The sequence below is a fragment of the Mycoplasma milvi genome, assembly GCF_048284715.1.
Lineage (GTDB): Bacteria > Bacillota_I > Bacilli_A > Mycoplasmatales > Metamycoplasmataceae > Mycoplasmopsis.
This window is the reverse complement of sequence record NZ_JBLWAH010000007.1, coordinates 1-24,397: the sequence shown is the minus strand read 5'-3', so window position 1 is coordinate 24,397 and position 24,397 is coordinate 1. Positions and strand designations below refer to the sequence as shown.

The window sequence follows — 24,397 nt, the reverse complement described above, 5'->3', positions numbered from 1 at the left end:
TTTAGAAACACTTAAAAAAGCCACATTTAATAGATTAACAACAATAGAAGATGGTGCTTCTGAAGCTTATCTTGGTACATGAGGCGCATTCTATAATTCAGGCATTCAAGAATTTAATGCACCTGAATTAACAACTATAGGAAAATATGCTTTTGCTAAATTAAAAGATGTAACAAAAGTAAGCTTAAGAGTACCAATCGGAGTCAAAATAGCACAAAACGCTTTTGATTCACAAGATAAATATGAAATAGTCCAACCATAAAATATAAATACAGCTTAAAATAGGCTGTATTTTTTCTTAATTTTTTTATTACTGTTTAGTAATTTTGTACTACAATAATATATATGAATTACCAAACAGTAATATAAGATAACAAAATAAGGAGAAGACATGAAAACAACTGCTAGTTACATTTCATTCTTACATAAAATTGTATTAAAAAAGAAATCTACTTTTATAGTTCCAATTGTTTGAATGGCAGTTGCTATTATATTAAGCATCATTTTTGCGACATTAGAGTTAAATGATCTTAAAAGCAATTTTGCAATTTATGCAATAGTTTTTGCAGAATTACTAATTACAATTTTCTATGCAAGTATGAAATCACTACATATATATAAGGATTTAGAAGAAGAAGGAGTTGAATTACTAACCTATTCAAAACCTATTTCTAGAAAATCGATCTTTTTAGGAAAATTTAGTATTTTTATAATTTTTGGAACTTACTGAGGTTTAACTATGTTATTTTCTAACCTATTTATAGGATTAGGAATGCACTATTCATATTTAGTAGCATATACCTTATTATCATTTGTAGTATTTTTCCTAGGCTACATAATGTTTGGAATGATTGCTTCAATTATAGGATATAAATTAAATGGAAAAATAGCTTTAGCTGTTCCTATGGTAGCTTTTACACCTCTAGTAATTGGTGGAAGTGTGATAGCTTCTCAATCAACAGCTACAAGTAACAATTTAGCATTTTATTTAAATGCACCACGTAATTTACAGCCTGCTGGTAATAAAGCTGATATTGAAATGTTTTATTTAAATAATGATCAAGATAGCTTTTATATTATGCCAAATGGTTATGATACTAATACCTTTAGTAGTAATCAAGCAAATTACATCAAACAAGCTTATAACTTTTCGAAAGCCTCAGCTAATGAATGACAAGCATATTCATGATTAATTATGCCATATCAATTAGTTGACATCTTTAATATAGAAAATAAAAACATATTTGATAGTTTTGCAAGTAATGTAAGTAGTAATCTAGATAATTATATTTACTACAACCATTTAGATTCACCTGCATATAGCTATGCACTCAAAACTGAAGCAAGTATGCCTAAATATCAAATTTCGCTATTAGACATTAATAAACAGCCAATTAAAAAGGATGTTTACTTAGTGCCGGGAGCACTTAAAAATCAAGTTAACCCTGATTTAACTGGGCTCTTTACTGATACTAATATTATTTATGTAAGAAATGGGGCTGATAATTTCAATATAACTTTCCCTGAAGATTCTTACAGTAATACTACTGGAGATACCTTAGTTGGAAAACTAGAATGAAAATACTTAAAAGAATTACTTAATTCAAGAGTATTTAATGCTTATGGGCAAAAATTTGTGCGTGAAATCTTAAATGATGAAAACTATAAAGAAGCTGATGCAAATGATTATTCATTAATTGCTGGATTAATTAATAATAAGCTTCAGACTGAAATTGAAAATGAAAACTCAATGCTTAATAAGCTAGATGATGCTAATGTAACAGTGCTTAATGATGAAGCCATAACCAAAAAAATCATCAAGTCAAAAACTGAAAAAGAAGTTTACTTATTAAGCGCAATGTTATATTACATTTACTTTAATTACAATAATACTAATTTAGTAAATGCAATGTTATATAACAAAAATACAAGTGACTATAGCCCAAAAAGCTATGAGTTCCAAATTGGTGGATACACCTATAGCGTTGGAGGATACGCAAGTTACAGTACAAAACAAGAAGTCAAAGACAATCGAGTTGTAATTAGATATGACTTGAAAAAATCAAATAATTATTTATTCCAACCCCTTGATCAAATGTATCAAGTAAGTCGTGATAAACAAATTATTAATAAATATGGATTCATCGGAATTTGAATTGCCCTTGGATTTATCTTCATCTTAATTAACAATGTTCTATACATTAGAAAGGACTACAGATAATGGATATTTTAGAAGTAAAAAACTTAAGTAAAGTTTACCAAGATAAACATGAAGCACGTGGAATCTTTAATATTAGTTTTGCAGTACCACAAGGTTCATTCCATGCCTTTATTGGCGAAAATGGTGCAGGTAAAACAACTACAATTAAATCTATTATTGGTTCTTATGATAAATACGATGGAGAAATTATTATCAATGGTATAAATGCCAGAAAACCTGAATCTAAAGCTAAATTAGGCTATGTGCCAGAAAGTGCAATTTTTCCCAAAGAATTAACAACTTGAGAGTATTTATATTCATTAGCTTTACTCTCAGGAATGCCAAAAGCACAAGCCAAAGACAAAATAAATATGTTACTAGACAAATTTGAAATTAGCTCACTTGCTAAGTCAAAACCATATGCTTTCTCATCCGGACAAAAGAAAAAGGTTTTATTAATTCAAGCTTTAATTAATGATCCTGACTTAATTATTCTAGATGAGCCAGCTGCTAACTTAGACCCAACTGCTAGATATCAATTATTTAGCTTACTTGAAGACTTACATAAAGAAGGAAAAAGCATTTTTATCTCTTCTCACGTACTTAGTGAAATTGATAAATATGTGGATTCATATACCTTAATTCACCATGGAAAAGTTGTTTCTTCTGGAATGAAAAAACAACCATTGGAAGATATCTTTTATGAAAAAGTTATTAAAAAATAAGCTACTATGACTTTCACTAGGTACACTACCTTGTTTAATTCCCACAGTAGCTTGCAGTAAGCAAGATAAACTAAATGATAACGATATCAAACTTAAAGCTAATAAACCTTTAAGTGCAAACGAAATCAAACTAAATGAAATACTAAACAAACTTAATAGCAATATACAGGAACAAGATTTATATCTAAAAACTCAACAAAATATACCGGCAGCTATTTATACTGAATTAAAATCAGCTATGATTTATGCCAACATTTCAAATGTTAAAGTACTTGATAAATCACCAAGTACTTTAACTGGACAAGTTAAAAACTCAATTAATTCAATTAATAATATTTTAAGCAGCAATTGATATTGATATTTAGATCACTTAGCGCACAACACTTATGTATTTAATCCTTTTGATGCAGATTATAAAAACTTATCTAGCAAGGATGTTAATGATGAAGATGAAAGTAACTCTTTAGGTGAAGAAGCAAGTGAATCTAGCTCTAATGAAAACAATTTGAAGGAAAATAAAGTGGATCTTCCACGTAGCACTCAAGAGCTATTTGACTATGTACAAGATAAATATGGCTCATATTCCTTAACACTAAATGATGCTAAAATCACTAATATTTTAAGTTTCGAGTTGCAAACTAAGTCGCAAGATATTTACATAAATAAATATCTAAACTTCTTAATACTAGATAACAATTGCTTTATTCCTTATTTTACTTACAGCAAGAGCTTAAAGAAGGAACAAACTGAAATTATCAAGAATTACATTTTAATAATTCCAGATGTTTTCTTAGTGTTAAATAAAGATATGGACGCAACCATTAAAGCTTTTGTACAAGCCTTTAAAGATGCGCACCAAGCTATTATTCAAGCTGATATTGATTATGCCATCAAAACAGGTGAACCAGATAACGAACAAACAGCTGCACAAGCATATGCAAAACATAATGATGCTAATTTAATCCAACTATACAATGAAAATAATTATTCAACTATATTTTATAAAGCTTTTATGGAACTAAATAAAAGCCAAATGCAAATTTTAAGATACACATGAGGAGAAATTCATGAAAACTAAATGAAGAATTTTAGCTGCATTAAGTTTTGCTCCATTATGCATGTTGCCTGTGGCATGTAGCAATTATAATCAAAGTACTAAGTTAAATGCTTTCATTGATTATGATAAAGATACTTCACCAGCTGCTACATCAGCTGAAGCTCTTAGTCATCAAAGAATTATAAATCAATTACTTTCATTAGTATATAAGAATACTCCTGAAGCACAAAATGCTAAAGAAGTATATTTACTAAAACAACAACAAGAACAAGGAGCTATTTTGGCTAAATTTGCCCAAATAGCAACTGAATACAAAAAAATCTATAGTAGTGCCAATATTGGTGAATTAGAAGAAAAAGTTAGTCGTTTAAATTCAATGCTAGTTTTCTTCCGCAGTGATCAAAAACGTTATCAAGAAACTTTAAATGAAATTAAACGTCTTCAAGAACAAATTGACCAAGCAAAAAACAATAAACCAGCTATGTCTGCTCTAGACTATTTAGCTCAATATAAAGAACTAATTAATCAAAACTGATACTTTATCTTAAATAATCTAGATAAGTTTGATTGAAACTTTGTTTCAATGGCCCTAAATCCTTACATTCCTACCAGTAAGGAACTCATGGTTTCTAAAGAATATGTAGCTGCAGCCAATAAACAAAAGCCTTTTACTACATTAAATTTCAAAGATAGCTATCTAGATGATATTAAACTAGGGGATGAATCTCCCGAAATAGGAGATAATGAAGCTTACTATATCAAGAAAGATGAATTAGTCTTTCGTATAATGATTAGAAATATCTCAAGCAATATTTCGCAAGTAGATTTAAGTTTTGTAGGAATTTATTTTGGAGCTGCTCAAGCTAAAACAATTTCACTTAACTTAATTTCTCAAACTATTCACAGTGGATTTATTCACAACTATGAATCAGGGCTAAAGCAATATCAAGAAGACATGCCAATAAGACAAAGATATGGCTATCCAGCCTTTGTCTTCCCATTTGGAAAGGAGCAAAATGAAAAAGTCACTGAAACTAACGCTAACTAGTCTTTTAAGTCTAGGTGCAAGTTGTGCAATTCTTACTCCTAGTATATCAGCTTTTAGCAATAAGCATGAAGAAGTTGTTACTAGTATGCCAACAAATACCAATAAGGAAGCTTCAAAAGATAATAAGGTAAATTTTGCTAGTGATTTAACATTACGTTGACAAATGTTTTTAAAGCAAGCAGCAATTGATTCATTGCTTAATGAAATTTATGGATCAAATACTCAAGCCAGAGAAAAGTATGTAGCTTCTCAAGAAGCCTTACTACATAATGATTACATAAAGCAATTATCAACAGCTCTTAAATATGCTAACGTTATTACTCGCCAATCTTCTTCATATGAAGAACCAGGAGAATACTTCTGAATGACTTCTCGTGCTTATCCTTACCCTGTAAAACAAGCAGACAAAGTTATTGATCAAGCTAATGAAACTAACTGATTATGAACTTTATTCAATATTAATCGGTTCGTCTTTATGCAAAATAGTACATTCACTCGTGATAATAATGAAACTGAATCTTCTTTCAGTTTAAGAGATCACGAAAACAAGTTAATTTATTCAATTTTCTCAAATATTAAGTCTAATACCTTTACTCAATTTGTTAAACAAATGGAAGCTGATTCAAATGATGTGCACTATTACTTATTAAATCAAGATGGCTTCATTATACAAGTTGATATTACGAAAGAAATAGATGATGAAACTAAAGAGATAAGTGCGAAAGCTAGCGTTTTTAGTTATATTAAAACATTCCCAAAACTACTCACTGCAAGCAATAAAGATACAATATTTAACTTAAATAAATATGTTTCTTTATTTGCTTCATTTAATTTAGACAATTCAAATAAAACTCAAACTGATGAAGTTTTATATAAAGATTATTATGGAGGTATTCTATTGCAATATTCAGCAATAGATGTTAAGTAGTATGAAAAAATTTAAATTTCTTCTCTCATTAAGCATTTTACCATTAGCTAGCATTCCTTTTGTGGCTGCAGCCTGTGATGGAACTGGATCTAAGACAAGTTTAAAATTAGCTAAAGAACACTTTGCTACAGAAGTAAAAGAAGAATTAGCTAAATATAATGTTCATTTTTCTCCGCAACAAGAGCAAGCTTATCAAAATTTTGATATCAAAGCATATAATGAAATAAATCAATCACTACAAGATAATGCTAAAAGTATTTTTGCACTTAAACATGAATTAGCCAACAACTCCTTAAGTGTAGAGCAAATTTCAGCTAAACAAGCTCAAATCAATCAATTATTACAACAAAATGAAGACATATTATCTCTTAACTTGCTTGCTTATTTAAAATACTTATATAACTTTACAACTAAATTTTATGACTATGGTTTATTAACTTTTGAAAAAGAATCAAGTACACATGCAGTCCATTCTCCAAGATATTTACACTGAGCTGCTAATGTTAAAAATGAATATTCAGTTAATAATGAAGCCATTCATAAACACTTTAGTTATAATCGTCAAAATGTTAAACCAAACATTTTACTTAAACACTTAACTTTTTCAAAACTACAAGATTCAGAAAAAAGACCTGGATATAAAGTGCTATATGTTACATTTACCAGCACAATATTGAAAATTTATGTTTCTCCACAAGGGGCTATTAGCCTAGATCCATTATGTATATACTTTTCACAATCAGATTCAACTAAACCAGTAAACCCACAAGAAGCCCTTGATGCGATGGAAAAAAATGAAGCTAAATTAACTAATGAAGATATTAGTCAATTTGAAGAAAAGTTCGCTAGCTTGCCAGATATTAAATACCCTCAATTTAATCTAATCTATTAATTAACTTTTAAGCTTATAAAACAGTAGAATTTGCTACATAAGAAATTGCAAATTTTTACTGTTTTTTTGCTATCTTTTAGTAAAATAGACAATATGAAAAATAAAGCAATGTTAATTCAAATTCTTCAGGTTAAAAATATCTTTAGAGTTTTTAATGATATTGAATATTCAAGTGCACAATACTTAGTTGAAGAATACTCTGAAAACCTCTATGATACTGTCTCCCTGCAAGCATAATTGATTTTTAATTATGAAAGGAGACATTATGGCAAAGAAAAAAATCAATAAAGATGAACAACCGGTTATTGAACTAATTGATGTTGTTAAAGAATTCCAAGATAAAACTGTTTTGCACAGTATCAATTTGCAAATTAAACGTGGTGAATTTGTAACTTTACTCGGGCCTTCTGGATCAGGTAAAACTACAATTCTAAGACTAATTGGTGGTTTTGAATGAGCTACCCGTGGGGAAATTAAGTTTGATGGATACGACATCAAGGACTTAGAACCTTACAAAAGAAATGTATCAACAATTTTTCAAGACTACGCCTTATTCCCTCATTTAAATGTCGAAGGTAATATTGCGTACGGACTTAAACTTAAAAGAGTTCCTCGTGAAGTAATTAATGATAAATATAATGCCTTATACCAAAAGAAATTGGCTCAATGAACAGCACTTTCAGAAGCTAAAATGGCACAACTTGACAAGATCCAAGAAAAATATGAAGCTGAACTTGAATCAACTAAACCAGGAACTTACCAATACAGAAGACGTCAAAACTGACTTGATGATTCTGACTTCAAATACTCATATTGAGAAAACTATGTAAATCAAAAATCTGAAGCCTTTAAAAATCGTTATTTTAAACGCAAGATGACTAAAGAGGAAATGAATACCAAAATTGCTCAAATGATTGACCTAGTTGGACTTAGTGGAAATGCTTCTAAACCAATTAGTGCACTTTCTGGTGGTATGAAACAACGGGTAGCACTTGCTAGATCACTAGTTATTGAACCTGAAATCTTGCTACTTGATGAGCCTTTATCTGCTCTAGATGCTAAAATCAGAAAAAAGATGCAAGTGTTACTTAGAAGTGTGCAACAAGAATTAGGACTAACCTTTATTTTTGTTACTCACGACCAAGATGAAGCTTTAGAACTTTCTGATCGAATTGCAGTTATGCGGGATGGAAGAATTGAGCAATACGACACACCTAAAAATATTTATGACTACCCTGTAAACATTTGAGTAGCTAAATTTATTGGTGATTCAAATATTTTTAATGCTAAATTCAATCCTAAAAATGGAAAAATTAAACTTCTTGGTAAAGAGTTTAAAACTATTCATGAAATGGATGAGTTTGCTCCAAATGAAATGTTAGATGCTTTAATTCGTCCAGAAGATATTGATATTAACGCTAACCCATCAACAACGAAAGATAAAATTGCAGGAAAAATCGTTGATATTTCATATCGTGGTTCATACTACTACTTAAAAGTAGAAATTGCTGAAGACGAATACATTTATGTTGAAACAGCTAAAAAATTCGATTTAGATGAAAAAGTCTACATGAGTTGAACAATTGATTCAATTCACTTAATGAAAAAAGACCCTAAGTGAGATTACTCAAACCATGATTTCCAAAATTAAAGATAAACTCACTCTAAATCGTAAGCTATATTTAGCTATCCCATATATTCTAGTTGCAATTTTGCTTATTATTCTGCCTTTAATCATGATTATTTATTCTGCCTTTTCAGTAACTGGTGATAACTTTAACTCATGAGAATTGGTGACAAGCAAAAATACATGAAGAATTATGGGGCGTAGCCTTTGAATTGGGCTAGTATCTGCTATCTTTTGCCTAATTATTGGCTTTCCGTATGCTTATTTTATTTCAACCTCTAAATCAAAAGTTTTCCGCATTTATGCCTTAAGCTTAATTCTTTCTCCAATGGCAATTTTTACCATTGCTAGAGTTTATTCAATTAAAGCTTTATTTTTAGCAATATTTGCCTCAGATCCAAAAAGTTTAAACAATGAAATGTTTATTGTATTTGGACTAACTTATTTAAATTTACCTTTAATGATTATGCCTTTATACACTGTGTTTAAAGACATGCCCAAAAACATTGTTGAAGCAAGTAATGACCTTGGATACAACAATGTACAAACTATTTTCAAAGTTATTATTCCTTATGGAACTAAAGCGATTTTATCTGGACTAGCTATGATTTTTCTAGCTAGTGCAACAACCTTTATTATTTCAGCTAAATTGCTACCAGATGGATCACAACACCAACTAATTGGAGACATAATTAACTCAAAAATTAACCCAGGAAATAAATTTGACCTTTCAGCTGGTTCTTCTTTAGTTATTATTGTTTCATTAGTCTTCATTTCGATTTATGCTTTAATGCTCTTTATTCCTAAGTTAATCTTTAAACTTAAGAAAGGAGCTCATTATGAGTAAACTTGGTTCATTTTTAAGAAAAAGCTATATTTACTTAATTTTAGCAATTGTTTATATTCCCCTTTTCTTTGGAGCAATTTTTACTTTTAATGAAGCTACACCAAAAGGATTATTTAATACTACATGAACTAAAGGAACTGTTGAAAACTGAATACATCTTTTTGATAATGATCGGATTTCAGCACTAGTAAATTCAATTTTACTAGCTATTGTAGTTTCGTTTTTAGTATGTACAATTTCACTTGTTACAGTTTATGCCTTATATCGTCAAAAGAATAAAACTGTGCGTGGCTTTGTTACAGCTAGTTCAAACATTCCACTTATTAATCCAGATAACATTACAGCAATTGGACTTGTGCTAGTCTTTGGGGCCTTTTTTGGAGTTGTGCAAACTGATAATGAAGGGTTTGCACGTGTTATTGTGGCTCATACTGTTATGGCACTACCATATGGTATTTCTTTAATGCTACCTAGAAGTGAAAAATTCAACAACAACTTATTTGAAGCTAGCCAAGATTTAGGTTATTCTAAAATAAGATCATGATTTAGAACCTATTTCATTTATATGATTCCTTCAATCATTATGGCAGTAGTGGTTTCTTCTGTACTTAGTTTTGATGACTTTATTATTACACGTACTGTGTCTAACTCACCTACACTTGGAACTAAATTATATGAAGGTTCTTTTGAACCTTGAGGACTTGTATTAGGAACTATTATTCTCTTTATTACCATAGTTGCTAATATCATTTATACTCTAGTTAAAAAGAACAAGAAGTAATGAAAAAACTTTATCGTAACTTACTGATTTGTTCCAGCCTTCTAGTTTCAGGGGCAGTAGTAGGGAGTGCTATTGCTTATAAAGCAACACATCAATATAAACCAGCATTTTATAACTTTAAATCATATATGTCAGAAGATAATCAAGCTATCTTAAGACAGCATTTTACTTATACTCAATTTAGTGAAATTAGTGAATTTAATAATGCACTAATTAACCACAAAGCAGCAGCTGGTGTTGGAACTGATTTTTTAGCTGCTCAACTAGCTAAAAAAGGTTTAATTAGTAAAATTGACTATTCAATTCTATTTAATGATCCTAGTTTAAAAAATAATTATCAAAAAACTAAAAATATAGTTCGTTTATTTTTAAGAGATGAAATTTGAAATCATCTAGCACACTATAACGATGAATTAGCACAGGCTAATAAAGGTGAATTATGAGAATATTTTTTTCCATATTATTCTCAAGATGCTGTGGTAGCTTATAACACTCGTAAGAATCCTATTGCAGCAGTAAATCGTGAAGATGAAACGGAACAGTTATCTGGTATTGCTACTTCATGACTTAAAGAACAAGACTTTAATAATAAAGAAGCTTATAATTCATTTATTAATGTATTAAAAGCTGTGCATGCTAATGGCTTTAATTCTTTTATCATTACAGATGCTATGCGTGATAATATGCTTTATGGATCTTCATATTGACTTTTACCTGATGGAGAAAGAACTTCAAGCAAATTTACGGGTGATGTTAAATCGGATACTTATAAAATTTTAATTGATTCATTTAAACAATTAATTAAAGATGGTACCGGTTATGATGTTCGAAATAATCGTCATATTTCATTTGAAGGTGATGGATTAGAGCTTTTAAATCAGCTAATTAATCCGAAACGCCCTGATATTACAGCTGCCATTATGTATAATGGTGATGCAATTGATGCTTACTATGGATCTGATAACTATCCTGCAAGTGAAAAAGAAGAAGCATTAGGAATTAGCCATGATGGCGATATCAGAGTCATTAAACCTAAGCAAAATTTATTATTAGTTGATGGAATTATGCTTTCTTCAGCCAATAATGAACGTGAAAATTCTTTATATTTACAAATTCTTGGCCAAAGCATTTATAGCAATTTAAATGCTTACTGAGAAATTGGGAAAGATCAAATTTCATTAGATAACTATAATAAAACAGCAAAAGTTCAATTTAGCGAAAATGTCACTGCCCAGGTTTGAAAGAAAATCCAAGAGCAAGGCGCTTTTAAACATCTATGAGATTCTAGCTTATTAAGTCAGCCAATTGAGGACAATCAAGTCAATGAATTGATAACTAAATATAGCGATTTAATTAACTTATCATTGCCTCAAAATCATTCATGATTTGAAAAGTATGCTCACATGCAAACACAAAGAGATGATGAGATAGAAAATTATGATGCTAAAATCAACATTGCTCCTAGCATGTTGCAATCTTATTTTATTGAGTCAAAAGATGCATTATTAGATCGATTCTTAGTCTTTTTAAATGATTCAGAAGCTAAAAATATAACTTTAGAATCTCCTTCTAGCGAAGATGCTATATTAAGTGCTATTATAGCAAGTAATAAAGAACAAATTCAAGAATTTATAGCACAAGAAGAAGACAAAAAAGATGCTTTAGCCTTGTATCTAGGTCGCAAAATAGCTTTTATTGATATCTCTGATGAGGAAAATATTGAAGGTTGAGGTAACTTAACTAACTTCAATTACATTAATTATGTACCTACTCAAGAAATTGATTATCAATTAGTATTACGTAACTATTTTGCTGATGTAGTAGATGGTCAAGACAAAAATGTAATTGACATCTATAAAATAGTTGATGTTTCAAATCAAAGTGATAAGCTTGAAATCTTTGCTAGCGAATTACAAGAATTAACTAATAAGTTTAGTAGCAATTCTACTTTAAGTGATGAAGAAAGTGAATACTTAGCTCAAGCTAAAGAAAAATTAAACTTAATTAAAACAGCTTTAAGACAAAATAATGAAGCTGAAATTGATAATTTATTAAATAATATCGAAAAAGAAAAACATAATCCAATTATTATTAAGGCTTGAAAGAATAATGGAATTATTGAGCATAAAGCTTTAAGTCCAATTAGTGAACAAATTTCTTCAGAAGCTTCACAATATTATTTCATGGAAACAAAAAGTTAATCAGGAGCAATCCTGGTTTTTTATATAAAAAAGTGTACCTATAATAGGTACACAAATATAAAATCTATTTAGTTAAGTTTTGGATATGTATTATGAATGAATACTTTTATTAGCATTGTTGTAATGCATGTTCCTGAGAAAGAAACTACGTAACTAATAAGGAAGTATGCAATTATTTCACTGTTTAAGTTTTGTATTCCGGATGCTTGTTGAGCATTTTTTGCTTCACTTGTAATCTGTACATCAGCCACATTGGTAATACTAATTACTCAGCTCATTACTGAAATGCTAATAATCATAATTAATACTAGTAAAATTGCAAATGCTAGAGTAGCAATTTGTAATGTTTTCTTATTTTTGACTGAGCTAGGTTCTTTTGCTGTAAAGTCATTAATTGACTTTATGCTTAATAAATATTGTGACATTAAGAAGCCTGATAAAGCAGCAATTAGGCCTGAAACAATTATATAAGCAACAATTACTTTAGCCTTTGAAGCTGTATCAAAGTCTCATTGAGTTTGTTCATTAACTAGTACTCCATAAATGCTAAAAAGTGTAAAACAAAGCAATATAGAAATAGTTAAATAGATATATTTTTTAAAGTTAGTCATTATTCTCCTTGTTTTTTACAACTATATTATATCGTTTTGTCAGATTTAATATTAATGAATATATTCATTCAGCAATACAAAATAGCACAAATTTGATATGGCACATTTAAGGTTTAAGTAAGTTGCTTGAAGTTATATTATTTAGCAAGCTGCTATAAAAAATAAATTATAATAATAGCATTAATGTATAAGGAGATATATGTTTGAAAAAGCAAATAAAAGAATCTTTTTTATTTTTAATATATTATTCATATTAATGCTTGCTTGCATTATTACAGGGCTAACTTTAGTTATATTAGGAAGCACATTAGAAATAGAAGATGATAGATATATGACATTTTTAATTTGTGGAGCTATATTAATTTTGGTGCCAGCAATCATTAGAACTGGAACATTATTCTACATAAATAAATTCCGTGATACCTATAATGATAATTATGATAAAGCAGCTGAATATTACTTATCATTAAACTTTATTGCTAGAGGTTTCTATATTCTTATGATATTGTTTTTTGGAATGAGTTATGGATATTCTAAACTTCAACAAGCAATAGCAGATAAAAAAGAACAAAATAATGAAGAGCCAACTACTAAATAATAAGGTAGTTGGCTTTATTATTCGAGTAACTCTAATGTTGTAATAAAGAATGCTATTAAAAATTTATTTTGATTTAATATAACCTTGTCCAAGGCATAAAAGTATAATAAAAGCCAGCATTAGCTAGCTTAAGATTAAAATTATTGTTCTTTTTTAGGGTTTTTAACTAAACTATAAAGGGTTTTAACTTCTTTAATTGTTAATGGACGATACATTCCAACTGGTATGTTTTTGCATGTAATTCCACCATATTCAACTCTTTTAAGGTTGATTACTTGACGATCAACAGTTTTAAATAGTTCTTTAACGTGGTGATAGGTTCCTTGAGTTAAAACTACAAAGTAACTTTTAACATCGGCTTGAATTACATCTTGCTTTGATCAAGTACCATTAATCATTACTGGCTTGTTTAATTTAGCCATTTGGCGTTTGTCTAATGGTTCATTTAATCTAGCACGATATACACGAATCACACCGTAAGAAGGGTGTGTAAGTTTACTTGCTAATTCCCCATCGTTAGTCAAAATTAATACTCCAGTAGTATCATAATCAAGTCTTCCAACCGGGAAGATACGGTAAGGGGTATCAATTAAATCAGTGACAATGGTACGATTAAAATTATCTTTTAAGGTACATACTGTTTTAGGAGGTTTATTTAGTACAAAATAAACCTTTTCTTCTTGTCCTTGAATTGGCTGATTATCAACTAAAATTGTATCTGCAAAAGTAGCTTTATCTCCTAATTTAGCAAGGCGACCATTTAATTTTACTCTACCAGATAGTATCATGCTTTCTGCTTCTCTTCTTGAAGCAATTCCTGCTTGAGAAAGGAGTTTTTGAATTCTTTCTTCTTTAGCCATATTATTTGTTTCCATTTCTATATTTATTATAAAGTTTTGCCTGATCTGGTGTAAAAACTACTCCCTTATCAAGGTTATATTGATAAGTTTCTTGCACAACTTGTGCAAATCCTGCTTCTAAATTTTCAAAGCATAATTTACGTGTTTGTTGGATACCTGGGTATCTTCTTCCTTCACAGATTTTATCTGCTATAAAAAGCACCTTATCAAGTCAAGTCATATTGTCACGCATTGAAGTGTGACATAAGATTGCTTGTGCAATTGCTTCATCTGGGAGCTTGTATCCATATTTAACCCAGATATATCCAGCTGTTTGATGATACTTATAAGGTAATAAGTTATTTGCTAATTGAGGCTCATATTTATTAATTAAATAAAGCACTTGCTCATCACTAAATTCTTTAGCAATATCATGTAATAAACCTGCTAAATAAGCTTGTTTAGCATCTAGTCCATGGGCTTTAGCTAATTCTGCTGCAAATGAAGCAGTAGAAACACAATGCTTTGCCCGTTTAGCTGATAAAGTATTGTGCACTAGTTGCTCTAAATAAAGGTGATGAGCAGCAATATATTGAGCTACTTTATCATCAACTAAATTAAACATCCCTTTTTTAAAGTCAGTTGAAGAAGCCTCAAAAATAGGATTATCAAGTAAGATACCATTGTATTTCTTAATATTAACTTTATTAATTTTGCTATTACGACGCACTACTGTAATTTTTGCTAAGCTAGCAATTTGCTCGATATTTTTTCAACCTGAAATATTTGGGACTAAATCACTTCCAACAATTAAATAAAGTTCAGCACCTGGATATTTATTAGCTAAATATTTAACTGTATCAATTGTGTAAGAAACTCCTCCTCGTTTTAGTTCAAAATCGCATAATTCCATTTTATCTTCAAGTACTAATTGCGCCATATTTTGGCGATCTTGGCCACTAGCTTTCTTACCTTTAGTTTTAAAAGGTGAAGTAGCAGCTGGAACAATTAATAATTTATCAAGCCCAAGCTTATTAATTACATAACGAGCAGTCTTAATGTGTCCTTTGTGTATTGGATCAAATGATCCGCCATAAATTCCTATTTTCATAGTTCCTACTTTCTAAATAGCATTTTTTTAAAGCGATAAGCACCTTTATGTAAGTTGCTATTTTTTATTTCCTCTTCAGTCAAGACTTTTAATGTTGGATTGGCAAAAAGGCCTTTAATTTCTGCAATCACTTCTTTGATCATATTATCTTCTATATTAGGCTTAATATTATTAATTAAGCTAATTGGTAAATACATATTATTTAAGTCTATTAAATTTGTAACCCTAACTCCTAGTCCAATAAATTCGCTTTCAGCAAAATTATGGATAAAGATGTTATAAATAATTTTATATATATCCCCAGCAGAATTAATATAAGAGGCAATTTTAACTTGCTTAGTTGTTCATTTTTTAGATTTAAAGCGAATTGTTAGGGCAATAACATTGCCAGCTAAATTTTCTTCAATTAAACGTGCGGAAACCTTATTACATAATGAGTCTAAATATTCAATTTTCATGTCATAAGGCATATCATAATCTTCAAAAGTGATTTCATTTCCTATGCCTAAAGCCTTTTCATCTTTAAAAGTGATATGCTCATAAACATATGGATCTAAGTTACGCAAGATATCTTGGCCAATGCGACCAAAAATAGCACTAATTTCTAGATCGCTGACTTTTTTACTTGCTAGTTGACCGATGGTATTAATGTTTACTTGACGTAATTTTGTTGCTGTTTTTTTACCTATCCCATGATACTTTTCAATATCTAAATCAAAGAAATGACTAGCAAAGTTTTGCTCAGTGGTATAGCCAATTCCAAATGGTTTAGAAATGTTGGTAGTCATTTTAGCTGCAAATTTATTATGTGAGATTCCAATAGTAATTGGAATTCTAAATTTGGACATAATATCTCTTTGTAGCTTTTGAGCTAGTTGCACAGGTTTTATTCCAAGCTTCGCAACTAGATCAGTAACATCCATATAGCATTCATCAATTGAAGCAATCTGGATATTTCCAGTATAAGTGGTAGCGAGATATTCAAAAATCTTGCTTGAAAGTTCCTCGTATAAAGCCATATTACTTGGAACTATAATAGTATTCGGCTCTAAGGCAAGTATTTCAAAATTCTTCATCCCTGCCTTAATGCCTTTATTTTTTAATTCATATGAAACCGAAACAGCAATTGCATGCGCTGAAGAGCGAGAAATTGCTACAGGCTTATTATTTAATTCTGGCTGAATTGTTCGAGCAGCCGAAACAAAATAACAGTCAAAATCAATATGAAATAAAATAGGTTTATTCATTAATAAAAGTATTTGGGGTTAATAAAGCACATGCTACTCGATTTAAATGTGTTTTAACATTATAGAATGCTCATAAATCGCCTAGTGTAGCAACAGCAGCATCATCAAGTGGTTCTTGAGCTACAAAGCGACTAAAGGTATCTACTAGTGTAGTGATTTCATCTTTGCTTTTGCCAACAATTAAACTAAGAAAAATATCGGTTGCAGCCATAAAGACAGCACATCCATGTCCATTAAATTTAGCTTGAGTGACTTTATTATTTTCTCAAGTTACTTGTAATTCTAATTTATCTGAACATGTATTACTATAGCAAGTGATAAAATCACCATTTAAAGCTACTTTATTAGCTGGATTCATATAGTGATTCATGATTATTTCTCTAGCTTCATTTTGATTAAAATGCATAAAAATCACCTCCATTTTTTAATTCTTGTACTAACTTATCGATATCTGCTTTTGTATTATAAATTCCAAGTGAAATTCTTAAGAAAGAATAAGTATCTTGAATGTTTCTTAAGTAAGGGGCACAAAAGATACCAGCTATTGTATAAATGTTTTTGCTTCCTAGGTAGGTTGCAACATCTTGAGCATTAATTCCATTGACATTTATTAGAGCAATATTATCACCGGACTTAGTATAAACTGTTACATTAGGCAAGCTAGCTAAAGCTTGATGCAAGTAAGTTGATAATTCAAATAAGATTTCTTGAGTTTGTTTATATCCAACTTGAGCAAAGAAATCTAATGCTTTATCAAACATGAAAAAGCCAGCAATATCAGGAGTTCCAGGTTCATATACAGCTATAGTTTGTTTAGGATCTCAGCAGGCATTTGTATCAATAGCATTAACTGATCCTCCACCGAATTTAACTGGTTTTAGCTTAGATAGTAAATCTTGATTAATTGCTAGCACTCCCATACCAGTAGGCCCATAAAACTTATTAGTTGAAAAAGCAATAGCATCAACTACACGCAATGAAACGGGTTCATGCGAAATAGCTTGAGCAGCATCATCAAATAAGAAAGCACCATATTGATGAGCTTTTGTAGCAATAGCTGTAATATCAAAGTGTTGATTAAAATTATTAGTTTCATGACTGAGTGCTATTATTTTAGTTTTGGCATTAATGCCAGTTAAAATATCTTGAGAAATAACTACTTTAGCACCTACTTTTTTGCTCATTTCAATTCATGGAATTAAGTTAGATGAATGATTATAGGCGCTAAGTAAAATTTCATCTCCGGGTTGAAGTAAGGCTTGAAACATATTAACGAAAAGATTAATACTTTCAGTTGTCCCACTAGTAAAAATTATTTCATTTTCTTGAGCTTGTAATAAGCTAGCTACTTTACTACGTACTCGAGAGATAGTTGAATTAACTTCATTTCCTAAAGGAGTATCTGCAGTACGAGAAGAAATTGACTTATTACAATAGTAATCATAAATTGCATCACTAGCTTCTTTAGGTTTAAGTACTAAAGCAGCTGAATCAAAATAAGTAATCTTTTCTAGAATTGGAAAATGTTTGCGAATGTCATTTTGATTCATTATAGGACCTTTCTTAAAATTGCTCGTAAAGTAGTATTATAGCCTGGTATTTTTTGAAATTCATCAAGAAATAAATAATAATATTCACGTTTGATTTTATTGACAATAATTTGAAATTGTTGCTTGCGCACTTTTTTATCTTTATCTAGATCAATTGTTTTAAAGACTTCACCTAAAAAGTTTTTAACCTCTAACTCATCACGATCATAATATTTAATGAATAGATCATAAAACAAGTAATAATAGAAGTTATAAATCATTTCTTTTTGGGCCTGGGTTACTTCAGGATAAAATTCTAAATCTTGATTAAAATTGTCAATAAACTCATTTAAATTCTTACTACGTTCAGCAAATTTTTTAGTTTCAAATTTTTCTAGTTGTTCATGTGATAGTAAATGCATCTCATGAAATTGCTTATATGTGTAATTAATTTTGCTTAAAATTCCATGATAATGTGATTTATAAGCAAAAGATAAAACTATCTTAGATCACAATCTGCGATTGTTTCTCTTACTCATTGTTTTGGCTAGCTTTTTTTTCTAACTTTTCAGCTAGTTCAAAAGTTTGAATTAGTTTTAAATAATTTTCTAAGATAGCATTAACGAATTTGTATTGCTTACCTTGTAATGTAGCTGGTTGATCAGGGAGATCTTTGGGGAAATAAATTTTAGTTATCTCAATGGCTTCATTGATAACAATTTTTGGGTTAGTGTTATAAAGTTCAAAAGCCCCATTTAAGATGATTGCTCTAATTAATGGTGAGATTCTTTCTCATTTTCAATTTTTATTTAATAATGCATTTAATGATTTACGTAAGAATGCATAGTTTTTAGCAATTAATTCTAATCTTAATAGTTCTTCCCTATCTAAAAAGAATTCTTCAAAAGCTTCTTCAACTTTAATTGGTTCTTCTAATAATTCATATTTATATAAAACAGCAATAACTGTTTTTCTCATTTCTCTTCTTGATTTTTTTTGTTGTTGCATATGTGCTCCTTATTTAGTTTCTAAATTATAATATAATTTAGATTTTTTTGGCCTAAAGAGTGTGAAATTATAAGCTTGCAAAATGCAACTATAGGTAAAAATAAAAAAATATCCTAACTTGGACATTTAATTTTAAGATATAAATTTACTTGTTTTCTTGGCTATTTATTTCACTTCGCTTTCAAAATTTTCTTCATTAGACTCTAATTCATTTTTTTCATTATCACAAGCTGTTTCTTCATTTGAATCACATTTAAATATTTCATATTGTTCGGGATATTTTAAAATACGTTGAGGCTCAAACAATCCATACATTTCCACTAAGAAAAACTCTTTAAAAATTATTCTATTAAATCAATTTAACTTTTTGCTTTCATAAAACCTAGCCATTTGAGATTTGTATTGAGCTAAAAATTGAGCTGAGCTACGAATAGCAGGATTGATAACTAAGTTAATATAACAAACATGCACAATTACAACAATAGCTGCAATTAGAACTAAAGCTAAATATGCCATTTGGCTTTGATATACAGTTAAAAACGTTGCAATACAAAAAATAGCAAAAGGAAGAACTAAAAGCACTTTTATTAGCAAGTTCTTTTTATAAAACTTAAAAGATTGTAGTAGGCTTGTTTCAGCTTTTAAGTAGTTTGCTTCTTGTAATTCATTTAATTGTTCCATAATTAATCCTTATTTGCCTGATCATTATTATTTTCTTGTTTATTTACAGAATCATTTAGTAGTTGATTAACTTGTTCTTGATCATATAGTTCCACAACAAAGAAATACTTAAAAATAAACTTGTTTAATTTTGATAATTTTAAATAATACTCCTTGAAATATGGCTTATAAGTATCTAATTGCTTTTGCATTGATTCAATTGCTGGATTTATTCTAAATGTTGAATAAATCCAGTAGCAAACTAAACTAATAAGGCAAAGAGCAAGTAAGATTCATCCTGCAACAGTACTCCATTTAACCAGTGAAATAATAGCAAATACTGCTAAAAGAACTGGAAATGCTAGTAATGCTCTAATCATTATTATATTTCAATACTTACTTAGCGCTTTATCTAGCAATGTTTTAGCTTTGAAACTAGTATCTTGGTTTTGAATTTCTTCCATATTATCCTCTTAATTTTTTATAACTATCTAACTTTGATAAAAGAATTTTATAGCTGAATTAAGCTAATGTATAGTAATAATTAATCTAGTTTAATTTTATCATATACTACTGCTTGTAATATAAAAACACTACTTGCAAGAAGCAAATAGTGCAAATACTATATGTTATTTTACGTTGAATAGTGATTTAGATTCATCAACGTTTGAGTTTAATTTCTTTAATTCAGCTAAAATTAATTCTTCTGTTGTAGGAGCAGGAGCAGGTTCTGCTGGTGCTTCAACAACTGGGTTTTTAAGTTCTTTACGATATGCTACGTAGTTTCTAATGAAGAAGTAGAAATATAAGATTCCAAATACTACAGCAGATACAATAACAAATTGAATCAATGCAGCTAAGAATTTACCAATGTAAATTCCACCTGTAATTGCTCCTTTATCATCTCTTAATTCTCATAAAACTCAATCTGTTGTTGATTTTCCAAATGCTCTTGTAATTGCAGACATAATAATATCATTTGCAAATGATGCTACTAAAGCTGAAAAAACCCCTCCAAGTAAGAAACCAATTGCTAACATCAATAAGTTTCCACGTTTCATTTGAGCTTTAGATTCTAATCAAGACTTTTTACTTAAATCTCTACATGCTTTTTTTGTTGACATAATAACTCCTTTATGTTTGATTAATAATATTTTATCATTTTTTGATTTGTACGAAAAATAGACGTTGATATTTTAACATAATATTCTTGACTAAAAAGTCATTTTTTGATATAAAAAAATAATATTTTCTTATTTTTTATTATGAAATTAAAATACAGTGGCATAAATTTGAACAACTAAATTTAACTATTTTATTATCTAAACAAGATATTTTTTAAGATCATAAAAAGTTTTTATTAGCTAGTTTATTACGATGTTAGTTGCTATCAAAATGGCTTAATTGCAATCTCCAGTGCAACACTCTATATATAATATTTATGGGTTGTTTTTGTATATTCTGCATAAAAAAGCGCCCTGTTTTATTGATAAACCGAGCGCCTAAATAATTATAAGTATACAAACAATACAAATAATTATCTCAAAAATAAAGAGAATAAGCTCTATTTTGTCACAACTAGACAAGTAAAATATAGAATAAGGTCTATTTTATTACCCTTAGATAAGTAAAAAACAGTATAATTTAAATGATATTTTTTAATATAAATATCACTTTTTATATTAGAAGGCAATGCTTTGAGACAACCGAAAAGTTCTTGCATTGTCTTTTTTTATTTTCTCTTATAATGTTTAAATTTTGACAATAAATCATTATTTTATAAATGTATTTTTAAATAGTGATGAAAACGAGCTGCTTCTTTTATAATGACTTTAAGTTTTTCACCGCTAATATTGAAGTCACTAATCCTTTCATAATGCTCATATTTCAACTCAAGATAGATAGATTCCAATTGGCCCCTTAGCACAAATCTTTGTTTAAGTATTTAAAGCAGAATGTCGAACAACGAAATGGATTAATTTTACATTCGAATGTTATGTAAATATAATTCTCAAGCTTATTTCCATACACTGCATAGTTTGCTCATATATCTAACTGTATAATTTACTATTTTTCTATTTTTTAGTTGAAACAAAATAGATCTATTTTACAGCTCATTCCTAGGAAAATAAGTCGATATATATTTTTTTCAAAAAATAATATAATTAAAATATAGATAAATAATATTATGATGAAAGGAGATAGTTAAAGCACTAATAATTTGTAAGATTAACTAGTACTATTAACTTTTGATATTTTTACTTTTTTGCCTTTGCACAAGATGTTTTTGATTTAACCTAGGATCGAAATCGTCAATAGTCATAGTAATGTATTAAAAATTAGTAATGCAATCGAAAAAACTATTTTAGTATGTAATTAATTACTATATCAACAATATTAATTGATATTTAAGTTAATTTTGAACATAAATTCTTATATGTAAAAGAAGGAAAAATGAAAAAAGCAGGAAAATTTTTATTGGTTGTAGTTGGAGGACTCGCAATTGGCTCAGCAGTTGTTGCAATACCAAGTGTAGTCTATCATAATCAAAGAAATTATCAAGACCAAAAAGTAAAACTACAGCAAACAGAAGCAAATATTAAATATGAAGTAATATCTTCAATAAATAAGGCACAAACACTTGCTTCAAACATAACAAAAAATGAAATTATTTTTTCTGGATATGACAAAGAGTTATTTGATATTTATCTAGTGGATATTAGTACACCAGTTAATGCCAAATTAAGCTTAACTTCCGGAAAAAGCGACGAAATAACAACAAAAACTATTCAATACTTTAACGCTAATAATACTTCTGGGACATTAGAATTTAAATTTATAGTGCGATCAAAACGCTATGCTGACTTAAGTGTAGTAAAAAATGGGACAATTACTGGATTTTTAAAAACAAACCCAGTTGTTCCGATTACAAAAACAGCTAAAGAATCTGCAGATGCTATTATTCCAACTGTAATGGCAGCTTATAATACTATTTTGCAAAATAAAACCTTAAAACCCGAACAAGTTAATGCTATAAATAACTATGCAACAGAAGTAGCTAATGGGCTTGCTAAAGAAAATTTAGCTGTCCTACAAGCTGTTGAAAAGTCACTTCCTAATTCACAATTTGATACTGTAAGTGCACTTTATCGAACTGTAGCTTTAAGTCTCAATGATGTTTTAACTGACATTTTAAACAATGCTATTCAAAATAAAAGAACTACAAGTGGAATTGAACAAGTAAAGACTTACTTAAATGCAGAAAAAATGCTATCTATTAAAAATGCAATTGCTGACATCTTGATTTCTAAAGCAAAAGAAATTGCAAATGTTGGTCAAGAAATATTTAATTCATTAAAAGTTAATGAAACAACTAAGAATATAGAAGTTTTAGATAGTTTTATTAATGGTATGAGTCAATTTTTCAATAGCGAAATTACTACACTTGCGAATAAGATTAAACAAGTACAAATTGTTTCTGATAGCTCACAAATGCAAGCTATTAAGCAATTAAAAGCTTTCTTACCAGAGCTAAAAAGTGCTGCTGTTGCTAAAGCTCATGAACTTTTACCACAAGCTGCAAATTATGAAGCTATTAAAGCTGTACTAAAACCTCAATATGAAGCATTAGAAGCAAGCATACAAGCAAATGTAGCTTTACTAATTAATGAAACAAAAGCCTTAGCTAGTTTAATTGATACTCTTAACCTTTCTCCTAAAATAGATACCCCTGTTGTAACACCTGGAGTAAATAGTGACATAACCACTTTTGTCTATGATGATGGAAATAAAAAGACTGAAATTAAATATGACAATAATGCAAAAAAATTAATTTTTCCAGATGCTGAAGTAATTACTGAGCCAATGTTTAACTATGCTTTTAGACAACTAGAAAACTCAATCAAACCTGGTGAAGATAATATTACTTTATCTTGTCCTGAAACTAAAGTTATTCCAGGGACTATAGATACAAAAATTATCATTTCTAAACTCGAGCTACCAAAAATTGAAAAAGTAGTTAATAAAAATGGTAGCTCTATGTTTCGAAACAGATTAAGTCGAAACTTAGAAGATAATAAAGTTGTACAAAATGGTATTTTATTTAAATGAAATAACCCAATTGGAGAAATGAAGGATTCAACAATTACTCAAATAGTTCCATTTGCAATTAATCAAACTGCAGATGTAACTGGAATTGACTTACCTAATTTAGAAAATGTAGATTTTAGTGCCTTTGAGCATCCAAACAATGGTCTAAGAACAATTTTCCCTCAAATTAATTCAAAAATTGTACTTAATGGAATTTTAATCAAATGACCAGGAGCCACTGGTCAAATTGAAGACTCTGAAGTAACTAATATAGCTTCTTATGTTTTTAAGAATAATCAAAATATTACATCAGTTTCATTCCCTAATGTAACAAGTATTGGAGCTAGTGCTTTTGAAGGTGCAACAAGCCTAACATCAGTTTCATTCCCTAATGTAACA

At 29.2% G+C, this 24,397-nt stretch carries 25 protein-coding genes; 14 read left to right on the top strand and 11 right to left on the bottom strand.

What is annotated here, in order from left to right; all coding sequences use genetic code 4:
• From ACNQ13_RS03320 to ACNQ13_RS03265, 12 genes are all read left to right on the top strand, one after another.
• Positions 1–262, top strand: a 262-nt coding sequence (locus tag ACNQ13_RS03320; RefSeq protein WP_418035661.1) for a leucine-rich repeat domain-containing protein, incomplete at its 5' end; no start/stop codon positions are given.
• 129 nt (positions 263–391) lie between these two features.
• Complete coding sequence (locus ACNQ13_RS03315; RefSeq protein ID WP_418035660.1) at positions 392–2,221, top strand: ABC transporter permease; 1,830 nt, start codon at positions 392–394, stop codon at positions 2,219–2,221.
• Entirely contained in the window at positions 2,218–2,925 is a 708-nt protein-coding gene (locus tag ACNQ13_RS03310) for an ABC transporter ATP-binding protein (RefSeq protein ID WP_416742035.1), read from the top strand. Before ACNQ13_RS03315 ends, ACNQ13_RS03310 begins: the two co-directional genes overlap by 4 nt.
• Positions 2,903–4,003, top strand: coding sequence for an aromatic motif membrane protein (locus ACNQ13_RS03305; protein ID WP_418018732.1), 1,101 nt, complete (start codon positions 2,903–2,905; stop codon positions 4,001–4,003). The genes ACNQ13_RS03310 and ACNQ13_RS03305 overlap by 23 nt, the downstream gene beginning before the upstream one ends.
• Positions 3,993–5,030 (top strand): aromatic motif membrane protein, encoded by a 1,038-nt coding sequence (locus ACNQ13_RS03300; RefSeq protein ID WP_418035659.1) that lies wholly within the window; start codon positions 3,993–3,995, stop codon positions 5,028–5,030. The genes ACNQ13_RS03305 and ACNQ13_RS03300 overlap by 11 nt, the downstream gene beginning before the upstream one ends.
• Positions 4,999–5,958, top strand: a complete 960-nt coding sequence (locus ACNQ13_RS03295; RefSeq protein WP_418035658.1) for an aromatic motif membrane protein — start codon at positions 4,999–5,001, stop codon at positions 5,956–5,958. Before ACNQ13_RS03300 ends, ACNQ13_RS03295 begins: the two co-directional genes overlap by 32 nt.
• Before the next feature lies 1 nt (position 5,959).
• Positions 5,960–6,850 carry a variable surface lipoprotein gene (locus ACNQ13_RS03290; RefSeq protein WP_418018735.1) on the top strand — a complete coding sequence of 297 codons (891 nt, stop codon included), beginning with the start codon at positions 5,960–5,962 and terminating at the stop codon, positions 6,848–6,850.
• Positions 6,851–6,943: 93 nt separating this feature from the next.
• Positions 6,944–7,087: a hypothetical protein gene (locus tag ACNQ13_RS03285; protein WP_416742030.1), complete on the top strand. Its 144-nt coding sequence runs from the start codon at positions 6,944–6,946 to the stop codon at positions 7,085–7,087.
• A 28-nt stretch (positions 7,088–7,115) separates the two neighbouring features.
• Positions 7,116–8,501 carry an ABC transporter ATP-binding protein gene (locus ACNQ13_RS03280; RefSeq protein ID WP_418035657.1) on the top strand — a complete coding sequence of 462 codons (1,386 nt, stop codon included), beginning with the start codon at positions 7,116–7,118 and terminating at the stop codon, positions 8,499–8,501.
• On the top strand, positions 8,485–9,324 hold the full coding sequence (locus ACNQ13_RS03275; protein ID WP_416741418.1) for an ABC transporter permease: 840 nt from the start codon (positions 8,485–8,487) through the stop codon (positions 9,322–9,324). The genes ACNQ13_RS03280 and ACNQ13_RS03275 overlap by 17 nt, the downstream gene beginning before the upstream one ends.
• Positions 9,317–10,105 (top strand): ABC transporter permease, encoded by a 789-nt coding sequence (locus tag ACNQ13_RS03270; RefSeq protein WP_416741419.1) that lies wholly within the window; start codon positions 9,317–9,319, stop codon positions 10,103–10,105. Before ACNQ13_RS03275 ends, ACNQ13_RS03270 begins: the two co-directional genes overlap by 8 nt.
• Positions 10,105–12,306, top strand: coding sequence for a type 2 periplasmic-binding domain-containing protein (locus ACNQ13_RS03265; protein ID WP_418035656.1), 2,202 nt, complete (start codon positions 10,105–10,107; stop codon positions 12,304–12,306). The genes ACNQ13_RS03270 and ACNQ13_RS03265 overlap by 1 nt, the downstream gene beginning before the upstream one ends.
• 68 nt (positions 12,307–12,374) lie before the next feature.
• On the opposite strand, the gene ACNQ13_RS03260 is transcribed toward ACNQ13_RS03265, so the two are convergent.
• Positions 12,375–12,917 carry a hypothetical protein gene (locus ACNQ13_RS03260; protein ID WP_418035655.1) on the bottom strand — a complete coding sequence of 181 codons (543 nt, stop codon included), beginning with the start codon at positions 12,915–12,917 and terminating at the stop codon, positions 12,375–12,377.
• Between the two features lie 199 nt (positions 12,918–13,116).
• On the opposite strand from ACNQ13_RS03260, the gene ACNQ13_RS03255 reads away from it, so the two are divergent.
• Entirely contained in the window at positions 13,117–13,515 is a 399-nt protein-coding gene (locus ACNQ13_RS03255) for a hypothetical protein (RefSeq protein WP_416741422.1), read from the top strand.
• 140 nt (positions 13,516–13,655) lie between these two features.
• On the opposite strand, the gene ACNQ13_RS03250 is transcribed toward ACNQ13_RS03255, so the two are convergent.
• The 10 genes from ACNQ13_RS03250 to ACNQ13_RS03205 all read right to left on the bottom strand — a co-directional run bounded on the left by ACNQ13_RS03250 (position 13,656) and on the right by ACNQ13_RS03205 (position 21,033).
• Entirely contained in the window at positions 13,656–14,390 is a 735-nt protein-coding gene (locus ACNQ13_RS03250) for a pseudouridine synthase (protein ID WP_418035654.1), read from the bottom strand.
• Positions 14,377–15,465: a nicotinate-nucleotide adenylyltransferase gene (locus ACNQ13_RS03245; RefSeq protein ID WP_418035653.1), complete on the bottom strand. Its 1,089-nt coding sequence runs from the start codon at positions 15,463–15,465 to the stop codon at positions 14,377–14,379. The genes ACNQ13_RS03250 and ACNQ13_RS03245 overlap by 14 nt, the downstream gene beginning before the upstream one ends.
• A gap of 5 nt (positions 15,466–15,470) precedes the next feature.
• Positions 15,471–16,712: a Y-family DNA polymerase gene (locus tag ACNQ13_RS03240; protein ID WP_418035652.1), complete on the bottom strand. Its 1,242-nt coding sequence runs from the start codon at positions 16,710–16,712 to the stop codon at positions 15,471–15,473.
• Positions 16,705–17,118, bottom strand: coding sequence for an iron-sulfur cluster assembly scaffold protein (locus ACNQ13_RS03235; RefSeq protein WP_416741426.1), 414 nt, complete (start codon positions 17,116–17,118; stop codon positions 16,705–16,707). Before ACNQ13_RS03235 ends, ACNQ13_RS03240 begins: the two co-directional genes overlap by 8 nt.
• On the bottom strand, positions 17,108–18,262 hold the full coding sequence (locus ACNQ13_RS03230; RefSeq protein WP_418032971.1) for an aminotransferase class V-fold PLP-dependent enzyme: 1,155 nt from the start codon (positions 18,260–18,262) through the stop codon (positions 17,108–17,110). Before ACNQ13_RS03230 ends, ACNQ13_RS03235 begins: the two co-directional genes overlap by 11 nt.
• Complete coding sequence (locus tag ACNQ13_RS03225) at positions 18,262–18,780, bottom strand: hypothetical protein (protein ID WP_418018740.1); 519 nt, start codon at positions 18,778–18,780, stop codon at positions 18,262–18,264. The genes ACNQ13_RS03230 and ACNQ13_RS03225 overlap by 1 nt, the downstream gene beginning before the upstream one ends.
• A complete protein-coding gene (locus ACNQ13_RS03220) occupies positions 18,773–19,249 on the bottom strand; it encodes a transcription antitermination factor NusB (RefSeq protein ID WP_416741429.1) in 477 nt (158 codons plus the stop codon). Before ACNQ13_RS03220 ends, ACNQ13_RS03225 begins: the two co-directional genes overlap by 8 nt.
• Before the next feature lie 165 nt (positions 19,250–19,414).
• Positions 19,415–19,930, bottom strand: a complete 516-nt coding sequence (locus ACNQ13_RS03215; RefSeq protein ID WP_418027673.1) for a hypothetical protein — start codon at positions 19,928–19,930, stop codon at positions 19,415–19,417.
• A 2-nt stretch (positions 19,931–19,932) separates the two neighbouring features.
• Positions 19,933–20,373, bottom strand: a complete 441-nt coding sequence (locus ACNQ13_RS03210) for a hypothetical protein (RefSeq protein WP_418034623.1) — start codon at positions 20,371–20,373, stop codon at positions 19,933–19,935.
• Between the two features lie 165 nt (positions 20,374–20,538).
• On the bottom strand, positions 20,539–21,033 hold the full coding sequence (locus ACNQ13_RS03205; RefSeq protein WP_418018743.1) for a large conductance mechanosensitive channel protein MscL: 495 nt from the start codon (positions 21,031–21,033) through the stop codon (positions 20,539–20,541).
• Positions 21,034–22,363: 1,330 nt separating this feature from the next.
• Here ACNQ13_RS03205 and ACNQ13_RS03200 point away from each other — a divergent pair.
• Positions 22,364–24,397 (top strand): leucine-rich repeat protein (locus tag ACNQ13_RS03200; protein ID WP_418035651.1); only part of this gene is annotated, 2,034 nt, incomplete at its 3' end.